Annotated in this window: 20 protein-coding genes and 1 tRNA gene; 6 read left to right on the top strand and 15 right to left on the bottom strand. The window is 69.8% G+C overall.

Annotation, left to right across the window (positions count from 1 at the left end):
* Window positions 1-148: 148 nt before the first annotated feature.
* Window positions 149-1369, top strand: a complete 1221-nt coding sequence (locus tag ABZY45_RS22775) for an acetyl-CoA C-acetyltransferase (RefSeq protein ID WP_356742435.1) — start codon at window positions 149-151, stop codon at window positions 1367-1369.
* Window positions 1370-1745: 376 nt separating this feature from the next.
* Window positions 1746-2585 carry a hypothetical protein gene (locus ABZY45_RS22770; protein ID WP_356742433.1) on the top strand — a complete coding sequence of 280 codons (840 nt, stop codon included), beginning with the start codon at window positions 1746-1748 and terminating at the stop codon, window positions 2583-2585.
* Here ABZY45_RS22770 and ABZY45_RS22765 read toward each other — a convergent pair.
* Window positions 2582-2911: a hypothetical protein gene (locus ABZY45_RS22765; RefSeq protein ID WP_356742431.1), complete on the bottom strand. Its 330-nt coding sequence runs from the start codon at window positions 2909-2911 to the stop codon at window positions 2582-2584. The two genes, ABZY45_RS22770 and ABZY45_RS22765, sit on opposite strands and share 4 nt — an antisense overlap.
* Window positions 2912-3011: 100 nt before the next feature.
* Here ABZY45_RS22765 and ABZY45_RS22760 point away from each other — a divergent pair, with 100 nt between their 5' ends.
* Window positions 3012-3242: a DUF4287 domain-containing protein gene (locus ABZY45_RS22760; RefSeq protein ID WP_356742429.1), complete on the top strand. Its 231-nt coding sequence runs from the start codon at window positions 3012-3014 to the stop codon at window positions 3240-3242.
* Between the two features lie 79 nt (window positions 3243-3321).
* Here ABZY45_RS22760 and ABZY45_RS22755 read toward each other — a convergent pair whose 3' ends face one another.
* The 8 genes from ABZY45_RS22755 to ABZY45_RS22720 form a co-directional block, all read right to left on the bottom strand.
* Window positions 3322-4209 carry a Bax inhibitor-1/YccA family protein gene (locus tag ABZY45_RS22755; RefSeq protein ID WP_356742428.1) on the bottom strand — a complete coding sequence of 296 codons (888 nt, stop codon included), beginning with the start codon at window positions 4207-4209 and terminating at the stop codon, window positions 3322-3324.
* A 144-nt stretch (window positions 4210-4353) separates the two neighbouring features.
* Window positions 4354-4440: transfer RNA gene (locus tag ABZY45_RS22750), tRNA-Leu, on the bottom strand.
* A 249-nt stretch (window positions 4441-4689) separates the two neighbouring features.
* Window positions 4690-7095, bottom strand: coding sequence for a glycoside hydrolase family 2 protein (locus ABZY45_RS22745; RefSeq protein WP_356742427.1), 2406 nt, complete (start codon window positions 7093-7095; stop codon window positions 4690-4692).
* Complete coding sequence (locus ABZY45_RS22740; protein ID WP_356742425.1) at window positions 7092-7985, bottom strand: ATP-binding cassette domain-containing protein; 894 nt, start codon at window positions 7983-7985, stop codon at window positions 7092-7094. Before ABZY45_RS22740 ends, ABZY45_RS22745 begins: the two co-directional genes overlap by 4 nt.
* Window positions 7985-8929, bottom strand: coding sequence for an ABC transporter ATP-binding protein (locus ABZY45_RS22735; RefSeq protein ID WP_356742423.1), 945 nt, complete (start codon window positions 8927-8929; stop codon window positions 7985-7987). The genes ABZY45_RS22740 and ABZY45_RS22735 overlap by 1 nt, the downstream gene beginning before the upstream one ends.
* 4 nt (window positions 8930-8933) lie before the next feature.
* Complete coding sequence (locus tag ABZY45_RS22730; RefSeq protein WP_356742421.1) at window positions 8934-9839, bottom strand: ABC transporter permease; 906 nt, start codon at window positions 9837-9839, stop codon at window positions 8934-8936.
* Entirely contained in the window at window positions 9836-10831 is a 996-nt protein-coding gene (locus ABZY45_RS22725; protein WP_145808978.1) for an ABC transporter permease, read from the bottom strand. The genes ABZY45_RS22730 and ABZY45_RS22725 overlap by 4 nt, the downstream gene beginning before the upstream one ends.
* Before the next feature lie 83 nt (window positions 10832-10914).
* Complete coding sequence (locus tag ABZY45_RS22720) at window positions 10915-12648, bottom strand: ABC transporter substrate-binding protein (protein WP_356742419.1); 1734 nt, start codon at window positions 12646-12648, stop codon at window positions 10915-10917.
* Between the two features lie 224 nt (window positions 12649-12872).
* Here ABZY45_RS22720 and ABZY45_RS22715 point away from each other — a divergent pair, with 224 nt between their 5' ends.
* The 3 genes from ABZY45_RS22715 (at window position 12873) to ABZY45_RS22705 (ending at window position 17412) form a co-directional block, all read left to right on the top strand.
* Window positions 12873-13892, top strand: a complete 1020-nt coding sequence (locus ABZY45_RS22715; protein WP_356742417.1) for a LacI family DNA-binding transcriptional regulator — start codon at window positions 12873-12875, stop codon at window positions 13890-13892.
* Window positions 13893-14062: 170 nt separating this feature from the next.
* Complete coding sequence (locus ABZY45_RS22710; RefSeq protein ID WP_356742416.1) at window positions 14063-14830, top strand: ABC transporter ATP-binding protein; 768 nt, start codon at window positions 14063-14065, stop codon at window positions 14828-14830.
* Between the two features lie 56 nt (window positions 14831-14886).
* On the top strand, window positions 14887-17412 hold the full coding sequence (locus ABZY45_RS22705; RefSeq protein WP_356742414.1) for an FtsX-like permease family protein: 2526 nt from the start codon (window positions 14887-14889) through the stop codon (window positions 17410-17412).
* A gap of 77 nt (window positions 17413-17489) precedes the next feature.
* On the opposite strand, the gene ABZY45_RS22700 is transcribed toward ABZY45_RS22705, so the two are convergent.
* The 6 genes from ABZY45_RS22700 to eno all read right to left on the bottom strand — a co-directional run bounded on the left by ABZY45_RS22700 (window position 17490) and on the right by eno (window position 24334).
* A complete protein-coding gene (locus ABZY45_RS22700) occupies window positions 17490-18794 on the bottom strand; it encodes a cyclopropane-fatty-acyl-phospholipid synthase family protein (protein ID WP_356742412.1) in 1305 nt (434 codons plus the stop codon).
* 252 nt (window positions 18795-19046) lie between these two features.
* A complete protein-coding gene (locus ABZY45_RS22695; RefSeq protein ID WP_356742410.1) occupies window positions 19047-20453 on the bottom strand; it encodes an NAD(P)/FAD-dependent oxidoreductase in 1407 nt (468 codons plus the stop codon).
* Between the two features lie 448 nt (window positions 20454-20901).
* Window positions 20902-21843 (bottom strand): Ppx/GppA phosphatase family protein, encoded by a 942-nt coding sequence (locus ABZY45_RS22690; RefSeq protein WP_356742408.1) that lies wholly within the window; start codon window positions 21841-21843, stop codon window positions 20902-20904.
* Window positions 21844-21878: 35 nt separating this feature from the next.
* Window positions 21879-22412 (bottom strand): DUF501 domain-containing protein, encoded by a 534-nt coding sequence (locus tag ABZY45_RS22685; RefSeq protein ID WP_356742527.1) that lies wholly within the window; start codon window positions 22410-22412, stop codon window positions 21879-21881.
* A 70-nt stretch (window positions 22413-22482) separates the two neighbouring features.
* A complete protein-coding gene (locus ABZY45_RS22680) occupies window positions 22483-22953 on the bottom strand; it encodes a septum formation initiator family protein (protein ID WP_356742406.1) in 471 nt (156 codons plus the stop codon).
* A gap of 94 nt (window positions 22954-23047) precedes the next feature.
* The gene (gene eno, locus ABZY45_RS22675; RefSeq protein WP_073753119.1) at window positions 23048-24334 is read right to left on the bottom strand and encodes a phosphopyruvate hydratase; all 1287 of its coding nucleotides are present in this window, start codon (window positions 24332-24334) and stop codon (window positions 23048-23050) included.
* Between the last annotated feature and the right edge of the window lie 410 nt (window positions 24335-24744).

Raw genomic sequence — 24744 nt, 5'->3', positions numbered from 1 at the left:
GTCCATGCGGGAACATTGCGGGCGACTGAGCGGTTGCTTAGAAAAGAGGTCCGCATCACATCGCCTGCCGGGTGACCTCAGCTATACGTCCGGGTAACTTCCAAGGCAGCCCAGCCTTCCTGCCTTCCAGTCCTCATGGAGCCGCGTGATGCCCGAAGCCGTGATCGTCTCTGCTGCCCGTTCGCCCATCGGCCGGGCCTTCAAGGGGTCCCTCAAGGACCTGCGCGCGGACGACCTGACCGCGACCATCATCCAGACCGCGCTGGCCAAGGTCCCCGAGCTGGACCCGAAGGACATCGACGACCTGATGCTCGGCTGCGGCCTCCCCGGCGGCGAGCAGGGCAACAACCTGGGCCGCATCATCGCCGTGCAGATGGGGATGGACCACCTCCCCGGCTGCACGGTGACCCGCTACTGCTCGTCCTCGCTGCAGACCAGCCGCATGGCGCTGCACGCCATCAAGGCGGGCGAGGGCGACGTGTTCATCTCCGCCGGCGTCGAGATGGTGTCCCGCTTCGCGAAGGGCAACAGCGACAGCCTGCCGGACACCCGCAACCCGTTCTTCGCCGAGGCCGAGGCCCGTACCGCGGCCCGCGCGGAGCAGTCCGGCACGAGCTGGAGCGACCCGCGCGAGGAGGGCCTGGTCCCGGACGCGTACATCGCGATGGGCCAGACCGCCGAGAACCTGGCACGCGTCAAGGGCGTCACCCGCCAGGACATGGACGAGTTCGGCGTGCGCTCGCAGAACCTGGCGGAGGAAGCCCTCAAGAACGGCTTCTGGGAGCGCGAGATCACGCCGGTGACGACACCGGACGGCACGGTGGTCTCGAAGGACGACGGCCCGCGCGCGGGCGTCACCCTGGAGGGCGTGCAGGGCCTGAAGCCGGTGTTCCGCCCCGACGGGCTCGTCACCGCCGCCAACTGCTGCCCGCTCAACGACGGCGCCGCCGCGCTCGTCATCATGTCCGACACCAAGGCCCGCGAGCTGGGCCTGACCCCGCTGGCGCGCATCGTCTCGACCGGCGTCTCCGGCCTGTCCCCCGAGATCATGGGTTACGGCCCGGTCGAGGCCAGCAAGCAGGCGCTCAAGCGCGCCGGGCTGACCATCGACGACATCGACCTGGCCGAGATCAACGAGGCGTTCGCCGCGCAGGTCATCCCGTCCTACCGGGACCTCGGCCTGCCCCTGGACAAGGTCAACGTCAACGGCGGCGCCATCGCCGTCGGCCACCCCTTCGGCATGACCGGCGCCCGCATCACCGGCACGCTGATCAACAGCCTGCAGTTCCACGACAAGCAGTTCGGTCTGGAGACCATGTGCGTGGGCGGCGGCCAGGGCATGGCCATGGTCATCGAGCGGCTGAGCTGAGCCGCAGCGGAGGGTTGGGGTCGCCCGAGGTACGAGGGCGGCACCAGCCCGCAGCGGAGGCGAAGCGAACGCGACCGACCACGCAGAGCGGCTGAGCCGAGCCCTCGCACAGGGGCGAGAACGCGTCCAGCACTCCCACGCGAGGGCCGTGTCGAACCGGCCGAGCCCCGATCGTGACCGAATTTCCCCCAGGATGTGATCTGCGTCCTGGGGGAGAGTCGTTTGCGCAGGTCACACCTACCTCAGAGCTAAACACCGGGCCCAAAGACCTGTCCATTTCGTGACGTAATGCACTGACAGGAGGCACGAGTACAGGACAAGCTGATGTAGGAAGTCGGGGGTGTCGATTGAAACCGGGAGTATGTCAGTGAGCGCCATGCCGTTTGCCCTGTTGCTGACCACCGCCGCTGCCACGGCCGTCGGCGCCGCCGCTCTGCACGCTGCTCACGGGCTGCGCAAGCAGGTCAGCGCCCTGCGCGCGGAGCTGGCGGAGGGCCGGAGCCTCCGCGTTTCCGTCCCCGAACAGCAGGACCGCAGCACCACGACCCCCGCCGAGGAGATACGCGCGGCCGTCGCCGACGCGCTCGCCGAGGAGCGGGAGCGCGAGCTGGCCGAGGCGCGCGCCTTCTGGGCCGCCCAGGAAGCCCGCGACGCCGCCGACGCCCCGTCCCTGCTGGGCGGACTGGGCGAGGACACCCCGTTCTTCATGCCCCGCCAGAGCGACTTCGCGGGCCTGGAGGCGATGGACCTCGACGCCGGTGACGCACTCGACGAACTGGCGGAGCTCGCGGAACTGACCGACCTGCCCGAGATCGCGGGGTACGCGGAGTTCGCCGAGGACTCCCCCGAGCTGGCCGCGGCCCGCCGCCGCCACCCCTCGCACCCGGACTTCGTCCCCGTGCAGACACCGGTGGTCACCGACCATGAGCGTACCGTGAACCGTCTGGAGCGGCTCGCCGACACCGGTACGGAGCTCACGGACGTGCGCCCCGGCCCGCTCGGGACGCTGGACGTGTACGTCTTCGCGGACGGCACCACGCTCTGTATGACCCCCGGTCACCGGGAGACCGCCGAGCGGCTCGCCGACTCGCTGCGCTCGGGTCAGCAGCCGGTCCTGCTCGGCGGCTCCGGGGTCTCCGGCGCCTACGCGCTGACCTTCTCGTGCGGCGAGGAGAACGTCTACATCCTCGCCGACCGCGTCATCGCCTCGTTCTAGCGGGGGCCGGGTGCGAACGCACGCGCCGCCGCCTCGTCGACACACCGCACGGCCTCGTCCAGCTCCTGGGGCGAGGCCGTTTCCAGTGCCACCGCCAGGTCCCGGCCCGCGACCGCGAGCTGGTCACCGACCGCGAACATCCCCGCGTCCGGCATGACCCGCGGCTCCCGGCCTGGCGACTCGGCGCGCTGGGCCCGGGCGGACAGCTCCCGGGCCGTGGCCAGGCCCTCCGCGGCGGCGCCGCGCTGGAGCCGGCTCTGCGGGGCGCTGCGCAGCCGGTCGGCGAATCGGTCGACGGCGGTGACGAGTGGGGTCGTATCGAGCACGCCGTGACCCTACGCGCCCCTACGGGATGGTTGCCAACGCGCGGATGCTCGGGCACGGTGTCGGGAAGGAACAGCAACGCGCACTGCGTCGGAGGCGCCGATGTCCCAAGTCTTCTCCGAAGAAACCCATCGCAACCTGCTCTCCCGCATTCCCCATTGCACCGGTCGCGACATCGCCGACTGGCTCCGCACCGTCGACGAAGGCCCCTCTCTCTTCCGCTTCGAGGAGAAGGTGAGCTGGCTGCGGAGCGAACACGACCTCGCCTACGGCCACGCCAAGGCGATCATCCACGAGTACGACCTGCGGCGGGCCGCCCGGAAGCTCCGCTGAGGACGCGCGCACCCCGCGACGACGGACGGCCCGCAGGCGATGCGCCTGCGGGCCGTCCGTCGTCGTGACACCTACGGGGTCAGTCGTCCCCGTTGAGGATGGAGAGCAGACGCAGCATCTCCAGGTAGATCCACACCAGGGTCAGGGTGAGGCCGAAGGCCGCCAGCCAGGACTCCTCGCGCGGGGCGCCGAAGGCGATGCCGTCCTCGACCTGCTTGAAGTCCAGGGCCAGGAAGCACGCGCCGAGGATGATGCCGATGACTCCGAAGAGGATGCCGAGGCCGCCGCTGCGGAAGCCGAGGCCGTCACCGCCACCGAACACGCTGAACAGCAGGTTGACCATCATCAGGAGCACGAAGCCCATGGCCGCGGCCATCACGAAGCCGTAGAAACGGCGGGTGACGCGGATCCAGCGCATCTTGTACGCGATGAGGACACCGGCGAAGACACACATGGTGCCCATGACCGCCTGCATCACCGTGCCAGGGCTGATGTAGGTGCTGACCGTGCTGGAGATCACTCCGAGGAAGACACCCTCGAAGGCGGCGTAGGCCAGGATCAGCGCGGGCGACGCCTTGCGCTTGAAGGACTGGATGATCGCGAAGACGAACGCCACCAGGGCGGCGCCGACGGCGATGCCGTAGGACTTGCCGAGATTGGCCTCGTCGACCGGCAGAAGGGCCCAGGAGAGCGCGGCGGTGAGCACCACGGTGCCCAGCGTCATGGCCGTACGCGTGACGACGTCGTCGATCGTCATCGCGCCGGAGCGCGCCGGCGCCTGCGGGGCGCCGTACTGGGTGTCCTGCTGGGCGTAGGGGTTCGTGGCGTACGGGTTGGCGGCGGCACCCTGCGCGTACGGGTTGGCACCCGCTGCGGGGGCCCCGGCCTGCGGCGCCGCGTTGAAGCCCGCGTAGCCGTTGTCGCGGCTGAACCCCCGTCGCGAGAAGACCGGGTTGCTGCTCCTCATTTCACTCCTCCATGGCCACCGTGCGTGGCCTTGTCACAAGAGTAATGGGTAGGCAAAACAATGGCCCTAGTGCCAGAGGAGGATCTTTGAGGAAGTTGACGCCTGAAGTACCGCGCGGTCTGCCGGATGCCACCGCCGGTGCGGTGGTGCCCGGAGCCGGACTCGAACCGGCACGCCCCCGAGGAGGCAGCGAGGTTTAAGCTCGCCGTGTCTGCATTCCACCACCCGGGCGTGGGCGCGCGACTCCGCGTTGGCACAAGACCCTATCCGGGGGCGTCCCTCGAACAGCGGAACACCCGCTCGATGTTGTCTTATTTTATTGACTGCTTGAGGGTCCGTCAGACAGTCCGAACCGCATCAGCACACGCCCGGACCGTCCGATCGGTACGAACCCCGGCAAACGGGAATGACGGAAACTCGCCGCACTCGCACGGCCCATTCGCCATGGGCCGCGCCACCGTTCGCCAGGGCCCCGCCACCTCACCCGGCGGCGGTGTCGTTGACGCACCGCAGGACCGGCCGCCGGCCCAGGGCCTCCGGGTCCTTCAGCACCGCTCCCGTGACGTGGAACACGGCACTCTCACCCGGCAGCAGGGTGACGAGCATGTCGTCCACCTCGGCCGCGGGGTCGAGCCGGTCGGGGAAGAGTGACAGATCCCGCAGGAGTGTCCGCGCCGTCACCGTGACCCGGTATCCGATGCCCGACTCGTCACCTTGTGTGACGGCCACGTCGTAGCGGGCCCGCGGCAGCGCCAGGCGGGTGTCCTCCTCGTAGAACTCGACCGTCCGCAGATCGCCCAGCTCCGCCACGAGCACCTCGCCCGAGCTGTCCGCCGGCTCGGCGACCGAGGGCGGCAGGGGCACACGGGTGACTCCGCGGGCCGCCGTGCCCACCACGACCGTCTCCTCGGCCAGGACCGCGCCGTCCAGCGAGCGCCTGGTCAGCCGCAGCGCGCCCTCCCAGAGGCGGGGCGAGTCGTTGACCAGGTGCAGGGCCCCGTCGCGTACGGCCATCAGACGGTCGGCGTACACCGAGCGCAGTGCGTACCAGAGCGGCTTGCGGCGGCCGTCGCCGTCCACCGCGGACCAGGACACGACCGGCCAGCAGTCGTTGAGCTGCCACACGATCGCGCCCATGCAGTACGGGGTGTGCGAGCGGAAGTGACGGATGCCGAAGGCGACCGCGCGGGCCTGGTTCAGCTGCGTGAGCCAGTGCCAGTCGTCGAAGGACGTGGGCTGCGGGAGGTGGTCCCCCAGACCGCGCAGCAGCTTGGCGTCGCCGTCCTCCGCCTTCTGGTGGTGGGCGATCAACGGAGCGTCGAGGCCGAGCGGCCCGCTGACGGCACGGCGCAGGGTGGCGTACGCGGGCGGGCCCTGGAAGCCGAACTCGGCCACGAAGCGGTGCGCCGCGTCGGCGTAGTGCGTGTAGTCCACCCGGTTCCAGACCTCCCAGAGGTGCACCGTGCCCCGGGCGGGGTCGTTCGGGGGCAGCTCCGGGGAGCCGGAGTAGGGCGAGCCCGGCCAGTACGGACGGGTCGGGTCGGTCTCGGCGCACAGGGCGGGCAGCAGCTCGTGGTAGTAGGCGTGGCCCCAGGTGCGGCCCTCCAGCTTCTCCTGCCAGCCCCAGTCGGCGTGGCCCTCCAGGTTCTCGTTGTTGCCGCACCACAGCACCAGCGACGGGTGCGGAGCGAGCCGGACGAGGTTCTCGCGTGCCTCGGCCGCCACCTCGTCGTACAGCGGCTGCTCCTCCGGATAGGCCGAGCAGGCGAACGGGAAGTCCTGCCAGACCAGCAGCCCCTTCTCGTCGGCCAGCTCGTAGAAGTCGTCGCTCTCGTAGAGACCGCCGCCCCAGACGCGGACCAGGTTGACGCCGGCCGCGACCGCCTGGTCGAGGCGGTCGGAGATCCGCTGCCGGGTGATCCGCGCCGGGAAGCAGTCGTCGGGGATCCAGTTCACCCCGCGCACGAAGACGGGTTCGTCGTTGACCGAGATACGGAACGCCTCGCGCTCCAGGACGACGCCCCGGAAGCCGGTCCTGCCGCTCCACGCCTCGTCCCCGAGGCGGACCGTGACGTCGTACAGGGGCTGCTCACCGTGGCTGTGCGGCCACCAGCGGGCGGCCCCGGGGACGGAGAGGGTGACGGCACCGCGGTCCTCCCCGGCAGGGACGGTGAGCACGGCCCGTTCGCCGGCCACCTCCACCGACGCCTCCAGGGGGCCGTCCCCCGCCCGGTCCACGTCCAGGGTGAGGGCCAGGCGCGGCACCCCGTCCCCGTCGAGGTCGGCGAGGACCTTCACCTCGGCGATGCGCGGGCCCGTCCAGGACTCCAGCGCGACCGGCCGCCAGATGCCGGAGGTCACCAGCGTCGGCCCCCAGTCCCAGCCGAAGTTGCAGGCCATCTTGCGGATGAAGGCGTACGGCTCGGTGTAGGCGCCGGGCCGGTCGCCGAGCTCGTCCCGCAGGGCTTCGGCGTAGGTGTACGGCGCGGTGAAGCGGACGGCGAGGGTGTTGAGGCCCTCGCGCAGCAGCGGCCGGACGGGGAAGCGGTAGCCGCGGTGCTGATTGGCGGTGGAGCCGATCTCGGTGCCGTTGAGCAGGATCGTGGCGACGGTGTCGAGGCCGTCGAAGCACAGGTCGGTGAACTCGTGCCCGTCACCGGCCCACACGAACTCGGTGCGGTACGTCCAGTCGGTACGGCCGATCCAGCCGAGCCGCTTCTCGTTGTCGTCCAGGTACGGGTCGTCGATCAGCCCGGCGGCCAGCAGGTCGGTGTGCACGCAGCCGGGGACGGCCGCCGGTACGCCGCCTGCGGGAAGGCCCACCGGTACGGGGCCGTCGGCTGTGAGCGTCCAGCCGTCGTGCAGGGGCAGGTGGCGCGGTGTCACGCGGGGGTCCTTCCGCAGTCGGGGAGCCCGGCGCAGGCCACGAAGTGGTCCGGCTCGGTCTCGTACAGGTCGCCGTCCCGCGCGCCGCCCTCGTGGTAGGCGCAGGCCTCCACGGGTTCGGCGGCGGTCCAGGGCTGGTTCAGCCGGGGCACCGCGGCGAGCAGTGTGCGGGTGTAGGGGTGGAGTGGGTTGCCGAAGACCTTCTGGGTGTCCCCGCGTTCGACGACACGGCCGCTGCGCAGCACCACGGTCTTCTCGGCCAGATACGTGCCGAGCGACAGGTCGTGCGTGATGTAGAGGACACCGAGACCGCGTTCCTTGAGGCCGGCGAGGAGATTCAGCACGTCGATGCGGGTCGAGGCGTCGAGCATGCTGGTGATCTCGTCGGCGACCAGGAAACGCAGGTCGAGCAGGAGGGCGCGGGCGATCAGCAGCCGCTGGAGCTGTCCGCCGCTCAGCTGGTGCGGGTAGCGGCCGAGCACCTGGCCGGGGTCAAGGCGTACGTCACGTACGGCCTTCTCCACGCGGTCCGCCCACTCCTTGTCGGAGACGTCCGGGTGGTAGGCGCGGCGCACCAGCGCGAAGACGCGGTCCGCCTTGAAGACCGGGTTGTAGCAGCTGAAGGGGTCCTGGAAGACGCCCTGGACGCGGCGGTAGAAGTCCTTGCCGGGCCGGACCTGTTCGCCGTCCAGGGTGAGGCTGCCGGAGCTGACCTGGGTGAGGCCCAGCACCATGCGGCCGATGGTGGACTTGCCGCTGCCGCTCTCGCCGATGAGGGAGACCAGTTCGCCTGGTGCCGCCGAGAAGGAGACCCGGTCCACGGCGGTGGTGGAGCCGCCGCCGAAGGCACCGGCCCGGAAGGTCTTGGTGACACGGTCGAGGGTCAGCATCAGGCCGCCTTCCAGCATGCGACGGTGTGGCGGGGAGCTACCTCGACGACCGGGGGTTCCTCGGCGCACCCGCTGTCGGCGAGCGGGCAGCGGTCGCGGAAGCGGCAGCCGGCGGGAGGGTCCAGCAGGGAGGGCGGGGAGCCCTCGATGCCGCTGAGCGGCTTGTCCTTGTACCGGGCGCCCACCTGGGGCAGAGAACCGATCAGCATCTTGGTGTACGGGTGGCGTGGCTCGGTCGTCAGCACCTTTGTGGGGGCCTTCTCTGCGAGCTTGCCCGCGTACATCACCATGATCGAGTCGGCGATGTGCGAGGTCAGCCCCAGGTCGTGGGTCACGAAGATCATGCTGGTGACCAGGCCCTTGTCACGGAGGCCCGTGAGGGCGCCCACGACGGCCTGCTGGTTGGAGACGTCCAGGGCCGAGGTGACCTCGTCGGCGACGAGGACGGACGGGTCGAGCAGCGTGGAGATCACCATGACGGCGCGCTGCTTCATCCCCCCGGACAGCTCGATCGGATAGCGGTCCAGGACCTCGGGCTCCAGGCCCACCAGGGCGAGCCTGCGGTGCAGTTCGCCGGTGTCCACGGTGACTCCGCGGGAGGCGAGGAGTTCGCGGATCATGCGTCCGATGCGGCGGGTGGGGTTGAGCGCGCTCATCGAGTACTGCGGGACGAGCGAGATCTTGTGGAAGCGGTAGGCGTTCATCGCCCGGTCGTCGGACAACGGCAGTTCGTCGCCGTCCAGCGTCACGCTGCCGCCCACGTGCCTCATCCGGCCGTCGAGCCGGATGAGGGCCTTGCCCAGGGTGGTCTTGCCGCAGCCGGACTCGCCCGCCAGGCCCAGGATCTCGCCGTCCGCCAGGTCGAAGCCGACGCCGTCCAGGGCCCGGACCTCGCCGCGCAGCGTGCGGTAGTGGACCCGCAGATCTTTGACGGTCAGGGTCATCTGCTCAGGACTCCCTCAGCTTCGGGTTGAAGACCTCGTCGAGGCCCACGTTGGCGACGTAGAGCGCGCCGACGATCGCGGTGATCCCGGCGCCCGGCGGGACGAACCACCACCACATGCCGAGTTGGAGCGCGCTCCACTGCTGGGCGCTCTGGAGCATCAGGCCCAGGGAGACGCCTTCGGTCGGGCCGAGCCCGATGAAGTCCAGCGAGGAGGCGATGAGGATGGACCCGCCGAAGAGCAGGATGAACATCATGAAGAGGTACGAGCTCATGTTGGGCGCGATCTCGCGGAAGACGATCCGCCAGGTGCCGCTGCCGCTGAGCCGGGCCAGGTCCACGAACTCCCGGGTGCGCAGCGAGAAGGTCTGCGCCCGGATCGCGCGGGCGGCCCACGGCCACGAGGTCAGGCCGATGAACAGTCCCTGCACGGCGACGCTGCGCACCCCCATGTAGGCGTTGATGATCAGCAGGACGGCGAGGGCGGGGATCACCAGCACGACGTTGGTGAGCATGTTGAGGATCTCGTCGGTGATGCCGCCCCGGTAGCCGGCGAGGAAGCCGACGACCATCGCGATGACGGCGGCGATGGCACCGCCGACGACGCCCACCAGGAAGGTGGCGCGCAGCCCGTGCACGAACTGCGCGTACACGTCCTGGCCGAAGGTGGTCGTGCCCATCCAGTAGGTGCCGTCGGGCGCGGACGCCTGCGGGCCCACGTACTCGTTGGGGTTGCCGCTGTCGAGCAGCATCGGGCCGACGACGCCGACCGCGAGCAGGATCGCGACCAGGGTCACGCCGATGATCAGCTTGGGGTTGCGCACCGCGTAGTGCAGCGACTCGCGGCCCGGCTTGGCCACGGGCGCCTCGGCCGAGGGGGCCTCGGGCGCCGGGTCGGGCAGTGTGCTCATGACGTGCCTCCTGCCATGCCCGTACGGGTGCGGGGGTCGACGACGACGTACACGATGTCGATGAGGAAGTTGGCGATCAGTACGCCGATGACGATGAACAGGAAGGCGCCCTGGAGCAGGAAGAAGTCCTGGTTCTGGATCGCGGCCAGGATCAGCGAGCCGAGCCCCGGGTAGGCGAACACGATCTCGGTGACGAGCGCTCCGGCGACCAGCACGCCCAGCTGGAGGGCGAGCCCGGTGACCTGGGGCAGGACGGCGTTGCGGAACGCGTAACGGCGGATGAGCCGCTGGGGTGCCCCGAGGGCCGCGAGGTACGAGGAGTAGTCGGACTCCAGCTCGTAGATGATCATGTTCCGCATGCCGATGGCCCAGCCGCCGAGCGCGACCAGGAACAGCGAGAGGAACGGCAGCACCCAGTGGTGCAGCGCGTCGAGGGCGAAGTCGGCGCTCCAGCCGGGCTGGATGTCCAGGCTGTAGCCCCCGGATATGGGGAACCAGCCCGCCTTGGCCCCGAGCGCCCAGGCGAGGATGACGGCGATCCACATGTACGGCATGGCGGTGAGCAGATATCCGGCCGGCAGCACGGTGTTGTCGAGGACCTTGCGCCGGGCGGACAGCGCGCCGATCCAGTTGCCCACGAACCAGCTGAGCAGGACGGCCGGGATCATCAGGCCGAGGGTGTACGGGAGGGCGTCGAGCAGGACGTCCCCGACGGGGGTCGGGAAGACGAAGATGGAGATCCCGAAGTCGCCCTGGAGCAGGGCCCCCCAGAAGTGGAGGTACTGCTGCCACAAGGGTTCGTCGAAGCCGAACAGGTTGTTGTAGTACGTGCGCATCGCCTCCGCCGCCTCCGGCTGCGAGACCCTGGCGCGGGCGACCATGGCGGAGACCGGGTCTCCGGGCATGAAGCGCGGGATCATCCAGTTGACGGTGACGGCGACGACGAAGGTCAGTCCGTAGATCAGAAGTTTGCGGGCGAAATAGCGGCGCAAGGGTGCTCCCCTGGTGGAGAGCCCCGCCGTGCGCGCACGGTCAGGTGTGCGCACACGGCGGGGCGGTCATGGAGTCGGCGACGTCACTTGGCGGGCTTGAGCTGGGTGAGCGTCTCGAAGCCGCCCATCTCCAGCCAGTTGCGCCACAGGGCCGGTGCGGTCTTCGGTGCTCCGGCGGCGTCCGACGGCCAGTTCTTCCAGGCTCCGGTGGTGGACTGCGACCACAGGCCGTTGTACCAGAGGGGGATGATGGGCATCTCGGTCAGCTGGATGTCCTGGATCTTCGACACGGCGGCCTTCATGCCCGCGGTGTCGTCGGTCTTGACCCCGCCGAGTTCCTGGACCAGCTTCCAGGCCTCTTCGTTCTCGTAGCGCCCGAAGTTGACCGTGTTCTGCTGCTTCTGGATCGGCAGCTGGAACATGTACTCGTAGTAGGTCCAGGGGGTGTTCGACAGCTGGCGCTCGTTGTTGATGACGAGGTCGAAGTCGCCCTTGCCGCGCTGCTCGTTGAGGGCGTTCTGGTCGGGGAACTCGGTGCTGATCTTGATGCCCGCGTCCTTCGCCCCGGCCGCGATGACCTTGGCCGCCTCCATCCAGTCGGTCCAGCCCGAGGGCACGGCCAGCTTCAGGCTGAGGGCGGAGCCGTCCTTGTTCTCGACGAAGCCGTCGCCGTCCTTGTCCTTGTAGCCTGCGTCCGCGAGCTCCTTCTTCGCGGCGGCGGCGTCGTGCGTGAAGCCCTTCTCCGCGATGAGGGCCTTGTCGTCGAACTGCTCCCACTGCGGCAGCAGCCCGGTCGGGGAGGCCGGCTTGACGAGGTCGCCGTACACACCCTTGACGATCTTCCCGGTGTCGACGGACGCGGCGAGTGCCCGGCGGAAGGCGGCGTCGTCCATCGGCTTCTTGGTGGTGTTGGGCACCAGCCACGCGGTGTTGGCCGAGAGCATGTACGGGGCCTTGTCGTAGTACGACACGACCTTCTTGCTCTTGATCAGCGAGGAGGCGCCCGGCAGGAAGTTGTTGCTGAGGTCCAGCTGGCCCTGACCCAGCTGGCCGATGACGACCTCGTTGCTCGGGTTGGAGACGTCCACGATGTAGCGCGGGGCCGGCGTCATGCTCAGCGCCCTCGTGCCCCACCAGTCGTCGCGCCGCTCCCACACGACCCGGTCCTGGGTCTTGCTCTTCAGCTTGTAGGCCCCGGTGCCGACGGGCTTGTCGTTGACTCCGTTGAGGATGTCCTCGTCGGTGCGCGAACTCCACACGTGCTCGGGGACGATCGGCTGGCTGTAGAGGGTGGAGTCCCACTCCTGGTAGCGGGCCTCCTTGAAGGTGAAGCGGACCGTGGTGTCGTCCACCGCCGTCGCGTCGGACAGCCAGCTCCACAGCGAGTGGAAGGCGGAGGCCTCGATCTTGCCGAGGCCGTAGGAGTACGCCACGTCCTTGGCGGTCAGCGGCTTGCCGTCGGCCCAGGTGATGCCCGGACGGAGCTTCACCTCGTACGCCTTGTCACCGGTCCAGCTGCCCGACTCCGCGAGCCAGGGGTTCAGCTTGCCCTCGTTCGGGTCGAAGTGGAACAGGGTCTCGTAGACCAGTCCCTTGGTGCCGGTCGCGTGGTCCCAGTTGCGCAGCGGGTTGTAGTTGGCCGGAGGCCCCCACTGGGTGCCGGTCGTGTAGAGCGTCTCGTTGCGCGGCAGCGAGCCGCCTTTGCCGACCGGACCGCCGCTGCCGGCCGTGTCCGAACCGCCTCCCGTGCACGCGGTCGCGGCGAGTGTGAACACGGCGAGTGCGGTGGTGACCCGCAGCCGGGTACGCGTACCCATAGCCCCTCCTTTTCCCCCGCGCCGTCCCTGCCGAGCGGAGTTACTGAACCGGGTAAGTGCCGTGAAGGTATGGGGGCCCCGAAGCCGTGTCAAGAGAGCGGGAGCGCTCCCATTCCAGTTTTTCCAGTGATCCTGCGAGAGGTCTGGACCGCTTCGGGGAAGACAGAGGTCAGGAGCCTGCGGCTAGGATGCCGCATGAAAACGAACCGGTTAAGCGAGGTCGCATGTCCAAGCACCGCCCCACGATCGCCGACATCGCGCGTCGCGCCGGGGTCTCCAAGGTCGCGGTGTCGTACGCCCTGAACGACCGCCCCGGGGTCTCCCCCGCGACCCGCGCCTCGATCAAGGCCATCGCGCAGGAGATCGGCTGGCGCCCCAACAGCGCGGCCCGCGCCCTCACCCACGCGCGCGCCGGCACCGTGGGGCTCGCACTGTCGCGGCCTGCCAGGATGCTCGGGGTCGAGCCGTTCTTCATGGAGCTCATCAGCGGCATCGAGACCGAGCTGTCCGCCCGGAGCTGCGCCCTGCTCCTCCAGGTGGTCACCGACCCGGCGCAGGAGCTGGAGATGTACCGCCGCTGGTGGGGCGAGGGCCGCGTGGACGGGGTGTTCGTCGCCGATGTGCGCTCCCCCGACCCGCGGATCGAGGGCATCGCCGAGCTGGGCATGCCGGCCGTCGTGATCGGCCACCCGTCGGCGGCCGGATCGCTCACACCCGTGTGGTCGGACGACGCGGCGGCGCTGCGGGACACCCTGACGTACCTGAGCGCGCTCGGCCATCGCTCCGTCGCCCGGGTCGCGGGCATGCCCGAGCTGATCCACACCCAGCTGCGCGACCGTGCCCAGCGCGAGATCAGCGCCGAACTCGGCCTGGACGAGCCGGTGGTGGTGCACACCGACTACTCCGGCGACGAGGGCGCGCACGCCACGCGGCGGCTGATCAGCTCGGCCGCGCGGCCCACCGCCGTCATCTACGACAACGACATCATGGCCGTCGCCGGCCTCTCCGTCGCCCAGGAGATGGGCCTGGACGTGCCCGCCGATCTCTCGCTCGTCGCCTGGGACGACTCCCAGCTCTCCCGTGTCGTGCGGCCCCCGCTGACCGCCCTGAGCAGGGACATCTCCGCGTACGGCAGCCACGCGGCCCGTACGCTCCTGACGATGGTGGCCGACGGCACGGCCCCCGGTTTCGAGGACGCGACGGCCCGCCTGGTGCCCCGCGGATCCACCGCCCCGCCCCGGTGAACACCCGGGCCTCTCGGGGCCGGTCTCCTACCTCAGACGTACGCCGCGGGTGGGCGGGTGCGACTCAAGAGGGCCCCCGGAACGGGCACGGGGACTGACGACCGGGCGGAAATCGACGGAGACGATGGAGGGGTCCCAGCGCACCAGCCGCCCGAACCAGGAGTACCCCTGTGACGACCACCACCGTTCACCGCACCACCGCGGTCGCCGCCCGTGCCACGGAGCTGTCGAAGGTCTACGGCCAGGGTGAGACCCAGGTGGTCGCCCTGGACCGGGTGACCGTCGACTTCCCGCAGGGCGAGTTCACCGCGATCATGGGCCCCTCGGGTTCCGGCAAGTCCACGCTGATGCACTGCGTGGCCGGTCTCGACAGCTTCAGCAGCGGTTCCGTACGCATCGGCGAGACCGAGCTGGGGACGCTGAAGGACAAGCAGCTCACCCAGCTGCGCCGGGACAAGATCGGCTTCATCTTCCAGGCCTTCAACCTGCTGCCCACGCTGACCGCGCTGGAGAACATCACACTGCCGATGGACATCGCCGGCCGTAAGCCCGACGCGGCCTGGCTGCAGAAGGTCATCGACATGGTGGGCCTCTCCGACCGGCTGAAGCACCGTCCCACCGAGCTCTCCGGCGGCCAGCAGCAGCGCGTCGCGGTGGCCCGCGCCCTGGCCTCGCAGCCGGAGATCATCTTCGGCGACGAGCCGACGGGGAACCTCGACTCCCGTTCCGGCGCCGAGGTCCTGGGCTTCCTGCGCAACTCGGTGCGCGAGCTCGGCCAGACCGTGGTGATGGTGACCCACGACCCCGTCGCCGCCTCCTACGCGGACCGCGTGATCTTCCTCGCAGACGGTGCCGTCGTCGACGAGATGACCCAGCCCACCGCGGACGGCGTGCTCGACCGGATGAAGGCGTTCGAGGCGAAGGGCCGCACGAGCTGACGCGGCCGGCCGCCGCTCCCGACCCCCTTCCGGACCCCATCCCAGGACACACAGACATGTTCCGTACCGCCCTGCGCAATGTGCTCGCGCACAAGGCCAGGCTGCTGATGACCGTGCTCGCCGTCATGCTCGGCGTAGCGTTCGTCTCCGGCACCCTCGTCTTCACCGACACCCTCGGCAACGCCTTCCGCAACCAGTCTGCCAAGAACTACGACGACGTGGCCGTCGCCGTCACCACCTGGGCCGAGCGCGGCGACGAGGAGACCCCCGCGGTCGACGCGGCCACGCTCAGGAAGATCCAGGAACTCGACGGCGTGGCCGAGGCCACCGGGCGGGTCTCCGGATTCGCCGGGGTCGCCGACCCCGACGGCAAGCTCATCGGCAACGGCTGGTCCAACACCGGGTCGAACTTCGCCCCTGGAGCGGACGGCGAGGACGCCCAGTACGACTTCACCGACGGCACCGGCCCGGGCGGGGCGGGGCAGGTCGCCCTCGACCGGACCACCGCGGACAAGGGCGGCTACCGGGTCGGCGAGAAGGTCCGGGTCGCCACGAACGGGCCGGTGAAGGAGTACACCCTCTCCGGTGTCTTCACCACCGAGGACGGCGCCGTGAACGCGGGCGGCAGCCTCGTACTCTTCGACACCGCCGTCGCCCAGCGGCTCTACCTGCGGCCCGGTGAGTTCAAGGACATCACCGTCGTCGCCGAGCCCGGCGCATCCGACACCGCGCTGCTGGCCGCGGTGAAGCCCCTGCTGCCCGAGGACGCCGAGGCGAAGACCGGGGCGGCCCTCGCCGACGAGCAGGCCGAGCAGACCGAGGCCGGCCTGAAGAACCTCAATCAGATCCTGCTCGTCTTCGCCGCCATCGCCCTCTTCGTGGGCATCTTCCTGATCGCCAACACCTTCACGATGCTGGTCGCCCAGCGGACCAGGGAACTGGCGCTGATGCGCGCCGTGGGTGCCTCCCGCCGGCAGGTCAAGCGCGCGGTCCTGCTCGAAGCGGCTGTCGTCGGCGCGATCGCCTCGGTGATCGGTTTCGCGCTCGGCCTCGCTCTCGCGGTCGGGCTGCGCTCCGCGACGACCCTCTTCGGAGGCAAGATCCCCGGGGGCCCGCTCATCGTCTCCCCCACCGCCGTACTCTCCGCGTTCGGCGTCGGTGTCCTGGTCACCGTGCTGGCCGCCTGGCTGCCCGCCCGCCGGGCCGCGAAGATCCCCCCGGTCGCGGCGATGAACAGCGTCCACGCCGTGGCCACCCCCCGCTCGCTGGTCGTACGGAACTCCATCGGCGGAGCGATCACCCTCCTCGGCGCCGCGGCGATCGTCTCGGGCGCGCTGATCGGCAACGACGGCCGCGTGATCATCGGTGTCGGGGCGTTCTTCGCCCTGATCGGCGTCATCGTGCTGATCCCGCTGCTGTCGAAGCCTGTGATCGCCCTGGTGCGCCCCGCGCTGCAGAAGCTCTTCGGGGTCTCCGGGAAGCTGGCCTCCCAGAACGCCGTCCGTAACCCACGGCGCACCGGAGCCACGGCGTCAGCACTGGCGATCGGGCTCACCCTGGTCACCGGTATCTCAGTGCTGGGCGTCACGCTCGGCCAGGCGATCGACCGCATGACGACCGACCACATCAAGGCCGACTACCACGTCTCCATGGCCAGTGGCGGCCCGCTCGACGAGTCGGCGCTCACGGCCCTGGAGAAGGCCGACGGCGTGGAAGCCGTCTCGCCCCAGCAGTCCGTCTGGCTCACGGTCGGCGACGAGGGCCTCTCGGCGTCCGGCGTCACCCCAGGTGACGTGGAGAAGGTGCTCGCGATCGACACGGTCTCCGGCTCCCTCGCCTCTCTCGGCGACGGCGAGATCGCCGTCGCCGAGAAGACCGCGAAGTCGAACGGCTGGAAGACCGGCGACAGCGTGCGGGTGACCTTCCAGGACGACAAGAAGGAGTCCCTGAAGATCGGCGCGGTCTTCGAGCAGAACGAGTTCGTCTCGCCGGTCCTCGTGTCGACGGACGTAGTGGCCCCGCACGAGTCCATGCCGAGCATCGTCGAGATCTACGTGAAGATGGAGGGCGGCGCCTCCGATGCCTCCGAGCAGGCAGTGGTCGACGCGCTCGGCGACAACCCCGCGATGAGCGTCATGGACCAGCAGGGCATCCGGGACATGTTCGGCGGATTCATCAACACCGCGCTGAACCTCATGTACGGGCTGCTGGCGATGGCCCTGGTCATCGCGGTGCTCGGAGTCGTGAACACCCTGGCCATGTCCGTCTTCGAGCGGCAGCAGGAGATCGGCATGCTGCGGGCGATCGGCCTCGACCGGCGCAGGGTCAAGCGCATGATCCGGCTGGAGGCCGTGGTCATCTCGCTCTTCGGGGCGGTGGTCGGCGTGGCCCTCGGCACGTTCCTCGGCTGGGCGATCGGTGAGACCATCGCCTCCTCCGTGCCGAACTACGCCCTGGTCATCCCGTGGGACCGGCTCGCGCTCTTCCTGGCGCTGGCGGGCCTCGTGGGTGTGCTGGCCTCCCTCTGGCCGGCACGCAGCGGAGCGAAGCTGAACATGCTGACCGCGATCAAGACGGAGTAGCGCGGCCGGCTCCGTGCGGAAAGGGCCGGTACCCGCGGGTACCGGCCCTTTCGTGTGCGCGGATCAGCCGTTCGCCGTCAGCCGTTCGCCGACGCCGTCCAGTCCCGGGCCCGCAGCGGCATGGCGGACCCGCCGCCCTCCAGCGGGCGCACCGCGAGGATCTGGTTGACGCCGATCTTGTTGTGCTCGAAGGAGAGGGCCGAGGCGGCCATGTAGAGCCGCCAGACCCGGGCCCGCCCGGGCGAGGTGGCCCGTACGGCCTCCTTCCAGTGCTCCTCCAGGTTGGTGACCCACCGGCGCAGGGTCAGTGCGTAGTGCTCCCGGATCGCCTCGACGTCCCTGGCCTCGAAGCCGGCCGCCTCCAGGGTGGAGACGGTGCTTCCGACCGGGGCCAGCTCCCCGTCGGGGAAGACATAGGCGTCGATGAACTCGTCGATGCGGTAGGCCGACTCGTCCTTCTCGGGGCGGCGGGCGATCTGGTGGTTGAGCAGCCGGCCGCCGGGCTTGAGGAGTGCGTAGAGGTCGTCGGCGTACTCACGGAAGCGGACCGAGCCGACGTGCTCGGCCATGCCGATCGAGGAGATGGCGTCGTACGGACCGTCCCTGACGTCCCGGTAGTCCTGGACCCGGATCTCGATCCGGTCGGTGAGGCCCTCCTCCGCGATGCGCTTGCGGGCGAAGGCGGCCTGCTCGGTGGAGAGGGTCACCCCGGTGACCCGGGCGCCGTACTCGCGGGCGGCGTGGATGGCCATGGAGCCCCAGCCGCAGCCGACGTCGAGGAGGCGGTCGCCCTCCTTCAGCGCGAGCTTGCGGCAGACGAGGTCGAGCTTGTCGCGCTGGGCGTCCTCGAGCGTGGAGCCGTCCTGCCAGTAGGCGCAGGAGTACACCATCGAGGGGCCGAGGACCATCGCGTAGAAGTCGTTGCCCACGTCGTAGTGGTGGCTGATCGCTTCCTTGTCCCGGCGTCTGGTGTGCAGCGGCCCGGTCCGGCGGCGGACCTCCTCGGCGGGCGGGGGCGGCGGCGGCCAGGGACCGGCCAGCTCGACGAGGCCGCGGCCGAAGGCACGCACCTTCGGATCGCGGACGGGGTGGACGGTGTCCTTCGCTTCGGCGCCACGCTCCCAGAGCAGGGAGGCCATGGCGTCCAGGACCGCGTACAGGTCACCGTCGACGTCGATCTCGCCGGCCACCCAGGCGCGGGCCAGGCCCAGTTCGCCCGGCTTCCAGAGCAGCCGGCGCAGGGCACGGCGGTGACGCAGGACGAGGGTGGGTGCACCCGGCGGCCCGGATTCACTGCCGTCCCAGGCCCGGATCCGGACCGGCAGGGGTTCTCCCAGCAACTCTTCGGCAAGAGCGGTCAGCCGCGATGCGGCGTCTGCCATGGCGCACACCTCCGTGGTGGTGTTTCCGAACGTGCCTAAATTCGCATAGACGCACCCGAACCGGGCCGCGACACCTCGGGGCCACGGCGAGGTACACCAGGGTCAACGCAACCGGCCCCCCAGGCCATCCCGCCGACGGGCAACGGAAGGGCAAAATGCCTGCACCGACCAACTAGTTGGCGGCCCCCGGACACGCCGAAGGGGCCGTCCGCACCACGGATGGCGGACGACCCCTTCGGTGACGCGCGGAGGTCAGGAGGCCTTGGCCTTCTCACCCTCGGTCTTGCTCTTCTCGCCGTCGGCCTTGGCCGCGACGGGCGCGGGGCTCGGCTTGGCGGCCTCGTAGAACTCCTCGCGCGGAGTCTCCATGGCGCCCAGCGAGACGACCTCGCGCTTCAGGAACATCGCGAGCGTCCAGTCGGCGAAGATCCGGATCTTGCGGTTCCAGGTCGGCATCGCCATGCCGTGGTAACCACGGTGCATGTACCAGGCGAGACGGCCCTTGAGCTTGATCTTCACCTTGCCCATGACGATCATCGCGACGCCCTTGTGCAGGCCCAGTCCGGCGACCGCACCCTTGTTGGCGTGGCTGTACTCCTTCTGCGGGAAGCCCCGCATACCGGAGATGACGTTGTCACCGAGGACCTTGGCCTGACGCAGCGCGTGCTGGGCGTTCGGCGGGCACCAGGCGTTCGGGTTGCCCGCACGGCGGCCGACCATGTCCGGGACCTGGGCGTTGTCGCCCGCGGCCCAGATGTAGTCGGTGCCCTGCACCTGGAGCTTCTCGGACGTGTCCACGTGGCCACGCGGGCCGAGAGGCAGACCGAAGCGGGCGAGCGCCGGGTTCGGCTTCACACCGGCGGTCCACACGATCGTGCTGGAGTCGACCTCGAGGCCGTTCTTCAGGACGACGTGGCCGTCGACACAGGAGTCCATGGACGTCGAGAGGTAGACCTCGACCCCGCGGCTCTCCAGGTGCTCCTTGCCGTAGGCGCCCAGCTTCGGGCCGACCTCGGGAAGGATCTTGTCCGCGGCGTCGACCAGGATGAAGCGCATGTCCTCGCGCTTCACGCTGGTGTAGTACTTGGCCGCGTCGCGGGCCATGTCCTCGACCTCGCCGATGGTCTCCGCGCCGGCGAAGCCGCCGCCCACGAAGACGAACGTCAGCGCCTTGCGGCGGACGTCCTCATCGGTCGTCGAGTCGGCCTTGTCCAGCTGCTCGAGGACGTGGTTGCGCAGGCCGATGGACTCCTCGATGCCCTTCATTCCGATGCCCTGCTCGGCGAGGCCGGGGATCGGGAAGGTACGGGAGACCGCGCCCATCGCGATGACCAGGTAGTCGAAGGGCAGCTCGTAGGCCTCGCCGACGAGCGGCGCGACCGTGGCGACCTTGCGGTCCTGATCGATGGTCGTGACACGGCCGGTGAGAACCTCAGCCTTGGGCAGCACGCGTCGCAGCGGGACGACGACATGCCGAGGCGAGATGCTGCCGGCAGCAGCTTCGGGGAGGAAGGGCTGGTACGTCATGTACGAGCGTGGGTCGACGACCGTGACGGTCGCCTCCCCGTACCGCATCTTCTTCAGAATGCGACGAGCTGCGTACAGGCCTACGTACCCACCGCCTACAACGAGGATCCTGGGACGCTCCGTGGTGCTCATGCCATCGAGTATCCACCCCCCTCGGGGGGCATGCTCGTGAGCCCCTTCACAAGGTATGCGCGACCCTCTGCTACACTTCGCCGCCCACGTGACCCAGGTCATGACGCCGACGGGGAACCACGGCGGCCCGGCGAACGTTGTTCACCGCTTGTGAGCTGGCCCTTGAGGCACCGGGCGAGGTGAACCAGCACCCCGGGGCACATCCCCGCCACACCCGGGCAACACCCCCGCATCACCGCCGCACGGCCCCGCGGGCGACCCGTGCGGCCCTCCGGACGAAGAACTTCCCCCGGAGGGGCCGAATTCCTTGTGAAGAAGTTCACGAAGTTCGTGGCGGCGCGTCGCGAAAGGCCCCTCCGGACGGGTCCGAAGGGGCCTCGGCGGGCTCAAAGGTGCAGGCCGGAATGCGTATGAGCGGCATCTCACCGCGCCTGCCGCGCCGCTGTGATCAGGCGGCGGACCAGGCGATTCCGTCGAGGATGTCGTGTTCGCTGACGACGACCTCCTCGGCTCCGGTGCGCTCGATCACCGCGAGCAGGACGAGGGCCCCGGAAGCGATGACATCGACCCGGCCGGGGTGCATCGCGGGGATGGCCGCCCGCTCCTCGTGCGTCGAGGCGAGCAGCCGCGCGGTGATCTCCCGGACCTGCCCGGCGGAGACCCTGGAGTGGTGGATCGCCTCCGAGTCGTACTCCTCCAGCCCCAGCGCGATCGCGGCGATCGTCGTGACCGTCCCGGCCAGGCCGACGAGCGTGGCCGCCGAGGCGAGCGGCACGGTCTCCTCGGCGAGGTCCAGGGCGGCGCCGACGTCCGCGCGGATCGCGGCGATCCGGTCGGGCGTGGGCGGGTCCACGACCACGCCGTCCTGGACGAGATGACGCTCGGTCATGCGTACGCAGCCGATGTCCACCGACCGTGCGGCACGCACCCGGTCGTCGCCGACGACGAACTCGGTGGAGCCCCCGCCGATGTCCACGACGAGATACGGCTTCTCCAGGTGGTCGCTGCCCTCCAGCTCCTTGGTGGCACCGTCGAAGGAGAGCTGCGCCTCCTGGTCACCGGTGACGACCTCGGGCTCGACACCCAGGATGTCCAGCACCCCCTGGACGAAGACGGCGCTGTTCTCCGCGTCGCGGGAGGCGGAGGTGGCGACGAACCGGATCCGCTCGGCGCCGAGTTCCTTGATGACGTCCGCGTACTCGCGGCACGCGTCGAAGGTGCGCTCCAGCGCCTCGGGCGCCAGCCGGCCGGTCCGGTCGACCCCCTGGCCGAGCCGGACGATCCGCATCCGGCGGTCCAGCTCTGTGAACCGTCCGGTGGCGGGGTCCGCGTCCGCGACGAGCAGGCGGATGGAGTTGGTACCGCAGTCGATGGCGGCAACGCGGGTCATGGGGCTCCTGTGGTTGTACGTGGACCGCGCGGGGGTCAGGACGCGTCGGGCTCGCCGCACGGCGTGACGCAGGGGCCCTTGGCCCACCACTGCGGCAGCATCGCGATCGCCTCGTCGCCCAGCGGGTTCACCCCGGGGCCGGCCGCCAGCGAGTGGCCGACCAGGACGTGGAGGCACTTCACCCGGTCCGGCATGCCACCGGCGCTCGGGAAGCCCTCCAGGACCTCGATGGCGTCACGACGGGCGATGTAGTCCTCGTGCGCGGCCCGGTAGGCGGCGGCCAGTTCCGGGTCGGTGGCCAGGCGTTCGGTCATCTCCTTCATGACCCCGTTGGCCTCCAGCGTGCCGATCGCGGACGCGGCACGTGGGCAGGTCAGGTAGTACGTCGTCGGGAACGGCGTGCCGTCCTCCAGACGGGGCTGCGTCTCGACCACGTCCGGGTTGCCGCACGGGCAGCGGTGCGCGATGGCGCGCAGACCGCGCGGCGGGCGGCCGAGCTGAAGCTCGAACGCGGCGATGTCCGCATCGGTGGGCGTGGTGGATTCGGTCTGCGGAGGGGGCGTGTCCATGCCTGCCTTGAATGTCATCGGTCGGACTGTATGAATCGGTGCGAGGAGAGGGCCCGGCGCGTCCGGAAGGTCATTCCCGGTCCGCGCTGTCGACGCCGTCCCAGAGGTTGGAGTGCCAGGGCCGGCCCCTCGCCCCCGGCTCGCCGCGGCGCACCTCGGCCGCGTCCGGGTCGACCACCGTATATCCGGTCTCGCCGGGCAGCACGTAGTGCAGGTGCTCGCGCGCGAGACGGCGGATATACGCGTCGTCCTTGAGCCGCGCCTTCTCGTCACGCAGCTCCTCGGTCCGCGAACGCGCCTCCCGCGAGAGCCTCTCCTGTTCGGCGATCTCGTCGCGCTGGGAGATGTACTGCCGCATCGGATACGCGAGGGCGACCACCAGGGAGCAGACGATCAGCGCGAGGAACGCGGCCCGGCCGGTGAGCCGGGACCGTCGTGCCTGACGGCGGTTCTGGGACCGGTAGACGCGGGCCGCGGTCTGCTCACCGAGCAGCCGCAGCCTGGTCGCGGTGGAGAACCGGTCGCGGTCCTTCCCGGCCATGTCTCACGCCTCCCCGTTACGCACGTCCGTCCCCGCACACGGTACGGGACCGGATGCGGGGACGGACGGAGGCTGGTGCCCCGGACTCGGGCCGTCAGCCCTCGAAGCGGAACCGCGGGAACGCCGAACGGCCCGCGTAGACCGCGGCGTCGTCGAGGATCTCCTCGATGCGCAGCAGCTGGTTGTACTTGGCGACGCGGTCCGAGCGGGCCGGGGCGCCGGTCTTGATCTGGCCACAGTTCACGGCGACGGCGAGGTCGGCGATGGTGACGTCCTCGGTCTCACCGGAGCGGTGGGACATCATGCACTTGAAGCCGTTGCGCTGGGCCAGCTCGACGGCGTCCAGGGTCTCGGTCAGCGAACCGATCTGGTTGACCTTGACGAGCAGGGCGTTGGCGGAGCCCTCCTCGATGCCACGAGCGAGGCGCTCGGGGTTGGTGACGAACAGGTCGTCACCGACGATCTGCACCTTGGAGCCGAGCTTGTCGGTGATGACCTTCCAGCCGGCCCAGTCGTCCTCGTACAGCGGGTCCTCGATGGAGACCAGCGGGTACGCGGAGACGAGCTCCTCGTAGTACTCGGTCATCTCGGCGGCCGAACGGGACTTGCCCTCGAACTCGTAGACGCCGTCCTTGTAGAACTCGGACGCGGCGACGTCGAGCGCGAGCGCGATGTCGCGGCCGGGGACGTAACCGGCCTCCTTGATGGCCTCGAGGATGAGGTCGAGGGCGGCACGGTTGGACTCGAGGTTCGGGGCGAAGCCGCCCTCGTCGCCGAGACCGGTGGACAGGCCCTTGGTCTTCAGGACCTTCTTGAGCGTGTGGTAGATCTCCGCACCCCAGCGCAGGGCCTCGGAGAAGGACTCGGCGCCGATCGGCGCGATCATGAACTCCTGGATGTCCACGTTGGAGTCGGCGTGCGAGCCGCCGTTCAGGATGTTCATCATCGGAACGGGCAGCAGGTGCGCGTTCGGGCCGCCGAGGTAGCGGAAGAGCGGGAGGTCGGACGCCTCGGACGCGGCGTGCGCCACGGCGAGCGAGACACCGAGGATGGCGTTGGCGCCGAGGGAGCCCTTGTTCTCGGTCGCGTCCAGGTCGAACATCGCCTGGTCGATGAGGCGCTGCTCGGTGGCGTCGTAACCGACGAGCTCCGGGCCGATCTGCTCGATCACGGCGAGGACGGCCTTTTCGACGCCCTTGCCCTGGTAGCGGTTGGGGTCACCGTCGCGAAGCTCGATGGCCTCGAACGCACCGGTGGAGGCGCCGGACGGAACAGCAGCACGTCCCGTGCTGCCGTCGTCGAGGCCAACCTCGACCTCGACCGTGGGGTTGCCCCGGGAGTCGAGGATTTCCCTGGCTACGACGACGTCGATGGACGGCACGAGGCATCTCCTTCTGGGATCTGACACTGGTTGTGCAGGGTCACTGTGGCCTTGCGGCACGAGCCTAACCGGCTCCGCCTGATCCGTCGGCCGTCCGCCCGTCCCCTGGGACGAAAAAGGACCCAAGGGCCTGCATTACGGGCAAAGCTCCAGAATTTTACTGGCAAGTAACTACAACAGTTGAACGAAAGCGTGTCCCGCGGGGTCTCCGTACACGGCTCCGCGCCGCCCGCGGAGCACCGGACACGACCCCGGCCCGGCGCGCAGGGGGGTGGGCGCGCCGGGCCGGGACTCCGGGGCAGGAGGAAGAACCCCGGACCGCTCCAGATGGGACCTGCACTGCCTCGGTGGAGCCCGTACCGCTTCGGTGGAGCCTGTCCCGCTTCAGGGCGCGGAACCTGGATCCACTT

It is taken from the genome of Streptomyces sp. NPDC006516 (genome assembly GCF_040611875.1).
Lineage (GTDB): Bacteria > Actinomycetota > Actinomycetes > Streptomycetales > Streptomycetaceae > Streptomyces.
This window is presented reverse-complemented; position numbering and strand designations above follow the sequence as displayed.

Excerpts from the sequence above, each read along its gene's own strand:
- ABZY45_RS22755 (WP_356742428.1), bottom strand. The coding sequence starts at position 4,209 with ATGAGGAGCAGCAACCCGGTCTTCTCGCGACGGGGGTTCAGCCGCGAC.
- ABZY45_RS22700 (WP_356742412.1), bottom strand. The coding sequence starts at position 18,794 with ATGGCAGACGCCGCATCGCGGCTGACCGCTCTTGCCGAAGAGTTGCTG.
- ABZY45_RS22715 (WP_356742417.1), top strand. The coding sequence starts at position 12,873 with ATGTCCAAGCACCGCCCCACGATCGCCGACATCGCGCGTCGCGCCGGG.
- ABZY45_RS22775 (WP_356742435.1), top strand. The coding sequence starts at position 149 with ATGCCCGAAGCCGTGATCGTCTCTGCTGCCCGTTCGCCCATCGGCCGG.
- ABZY45_RS22685 (WP_356742527.1), bottom strand. The coding sequence starts at position 22,412 with ATGGACACGCCCCCTCCGCAGACCGAATCCACCACGCCCACCGATGCG.
- ABZY45_RS22680 (WP_356742406.1), bottom strand. The coding sequence starts at position 22,953 with ATGGCCGGGAAGGACCGCGACCGGTTCTCCACCGCGACCAGGCTGCGG.
- ABZY45_RS22740 (WP_356742425.1), bottom strand. The coding sequence starts at position 7,985 with ATGCTGACCCTCGACCGTGTCACCAAGACCTTCCGGGCCGGTGCCTTC.
- ABZY45_RS22705 (WP_356742414.1), top strand. The coding sequence starts at position 14,887 with ATGTTCCGTACCGCCCTGCGCAATGTGCTCGCGCACAAGGCCAGGCTG.
- ABZY45_RS22730 (WP_356742421.1), bottom strand. The coding sequence starts at position 9,839 with ATGAGCACACTGCCCGACCCGGCGCCCGAGGCCCCCTCGGCCGAGGCG.
- ABZY45_RS22760 (WP_356742429.1), top strand. The coding sequence starts at position 3,012 with ATGTCCCAAGTCTTCTCCGAAGAAACCCATCGCAACCTGCTCTCCCGC.
- ABZY45_RS22720 (WP_356742419.1), bottom strand. The coding sequence starts at position 12,648 with ATGGGTACGCGTACCCGGCTGCGGGTCACCACCGCACTCGCCGTGTTC.
- ABZY45_RS22735 (WP_356742423.1), bottom strand. The coding sequence starts at position 8,929 with ATGACCCTGACCGTCAAAGATCTGCGGGTCCACTACCGCACGCTGCGC.
- ABZY45_RS22695 (WP_356742410.1), bottom strand. The coding sequence starts at position 20,453 with ATGAGCACCACGGAGCGTCCCAGGATCCTCGTTGTAGGCGGTGGGTAC.
- ABZY45_RS22690 (WP_356742408.1), bottom strand. The coding sequence starts at position 21,843 with ATGACCCGCGTTGCCGCCATCGACTGCGGTACCAACTCCATCCGCCTG.
- ABZY45_RS22770 (WP_356742433.1), top strand. The coding sequence starts at position 1,746 with ATGCCGTTTGCCCTGTTGCTGACCACCGCCGCTGCCACGGCCGTCGGC.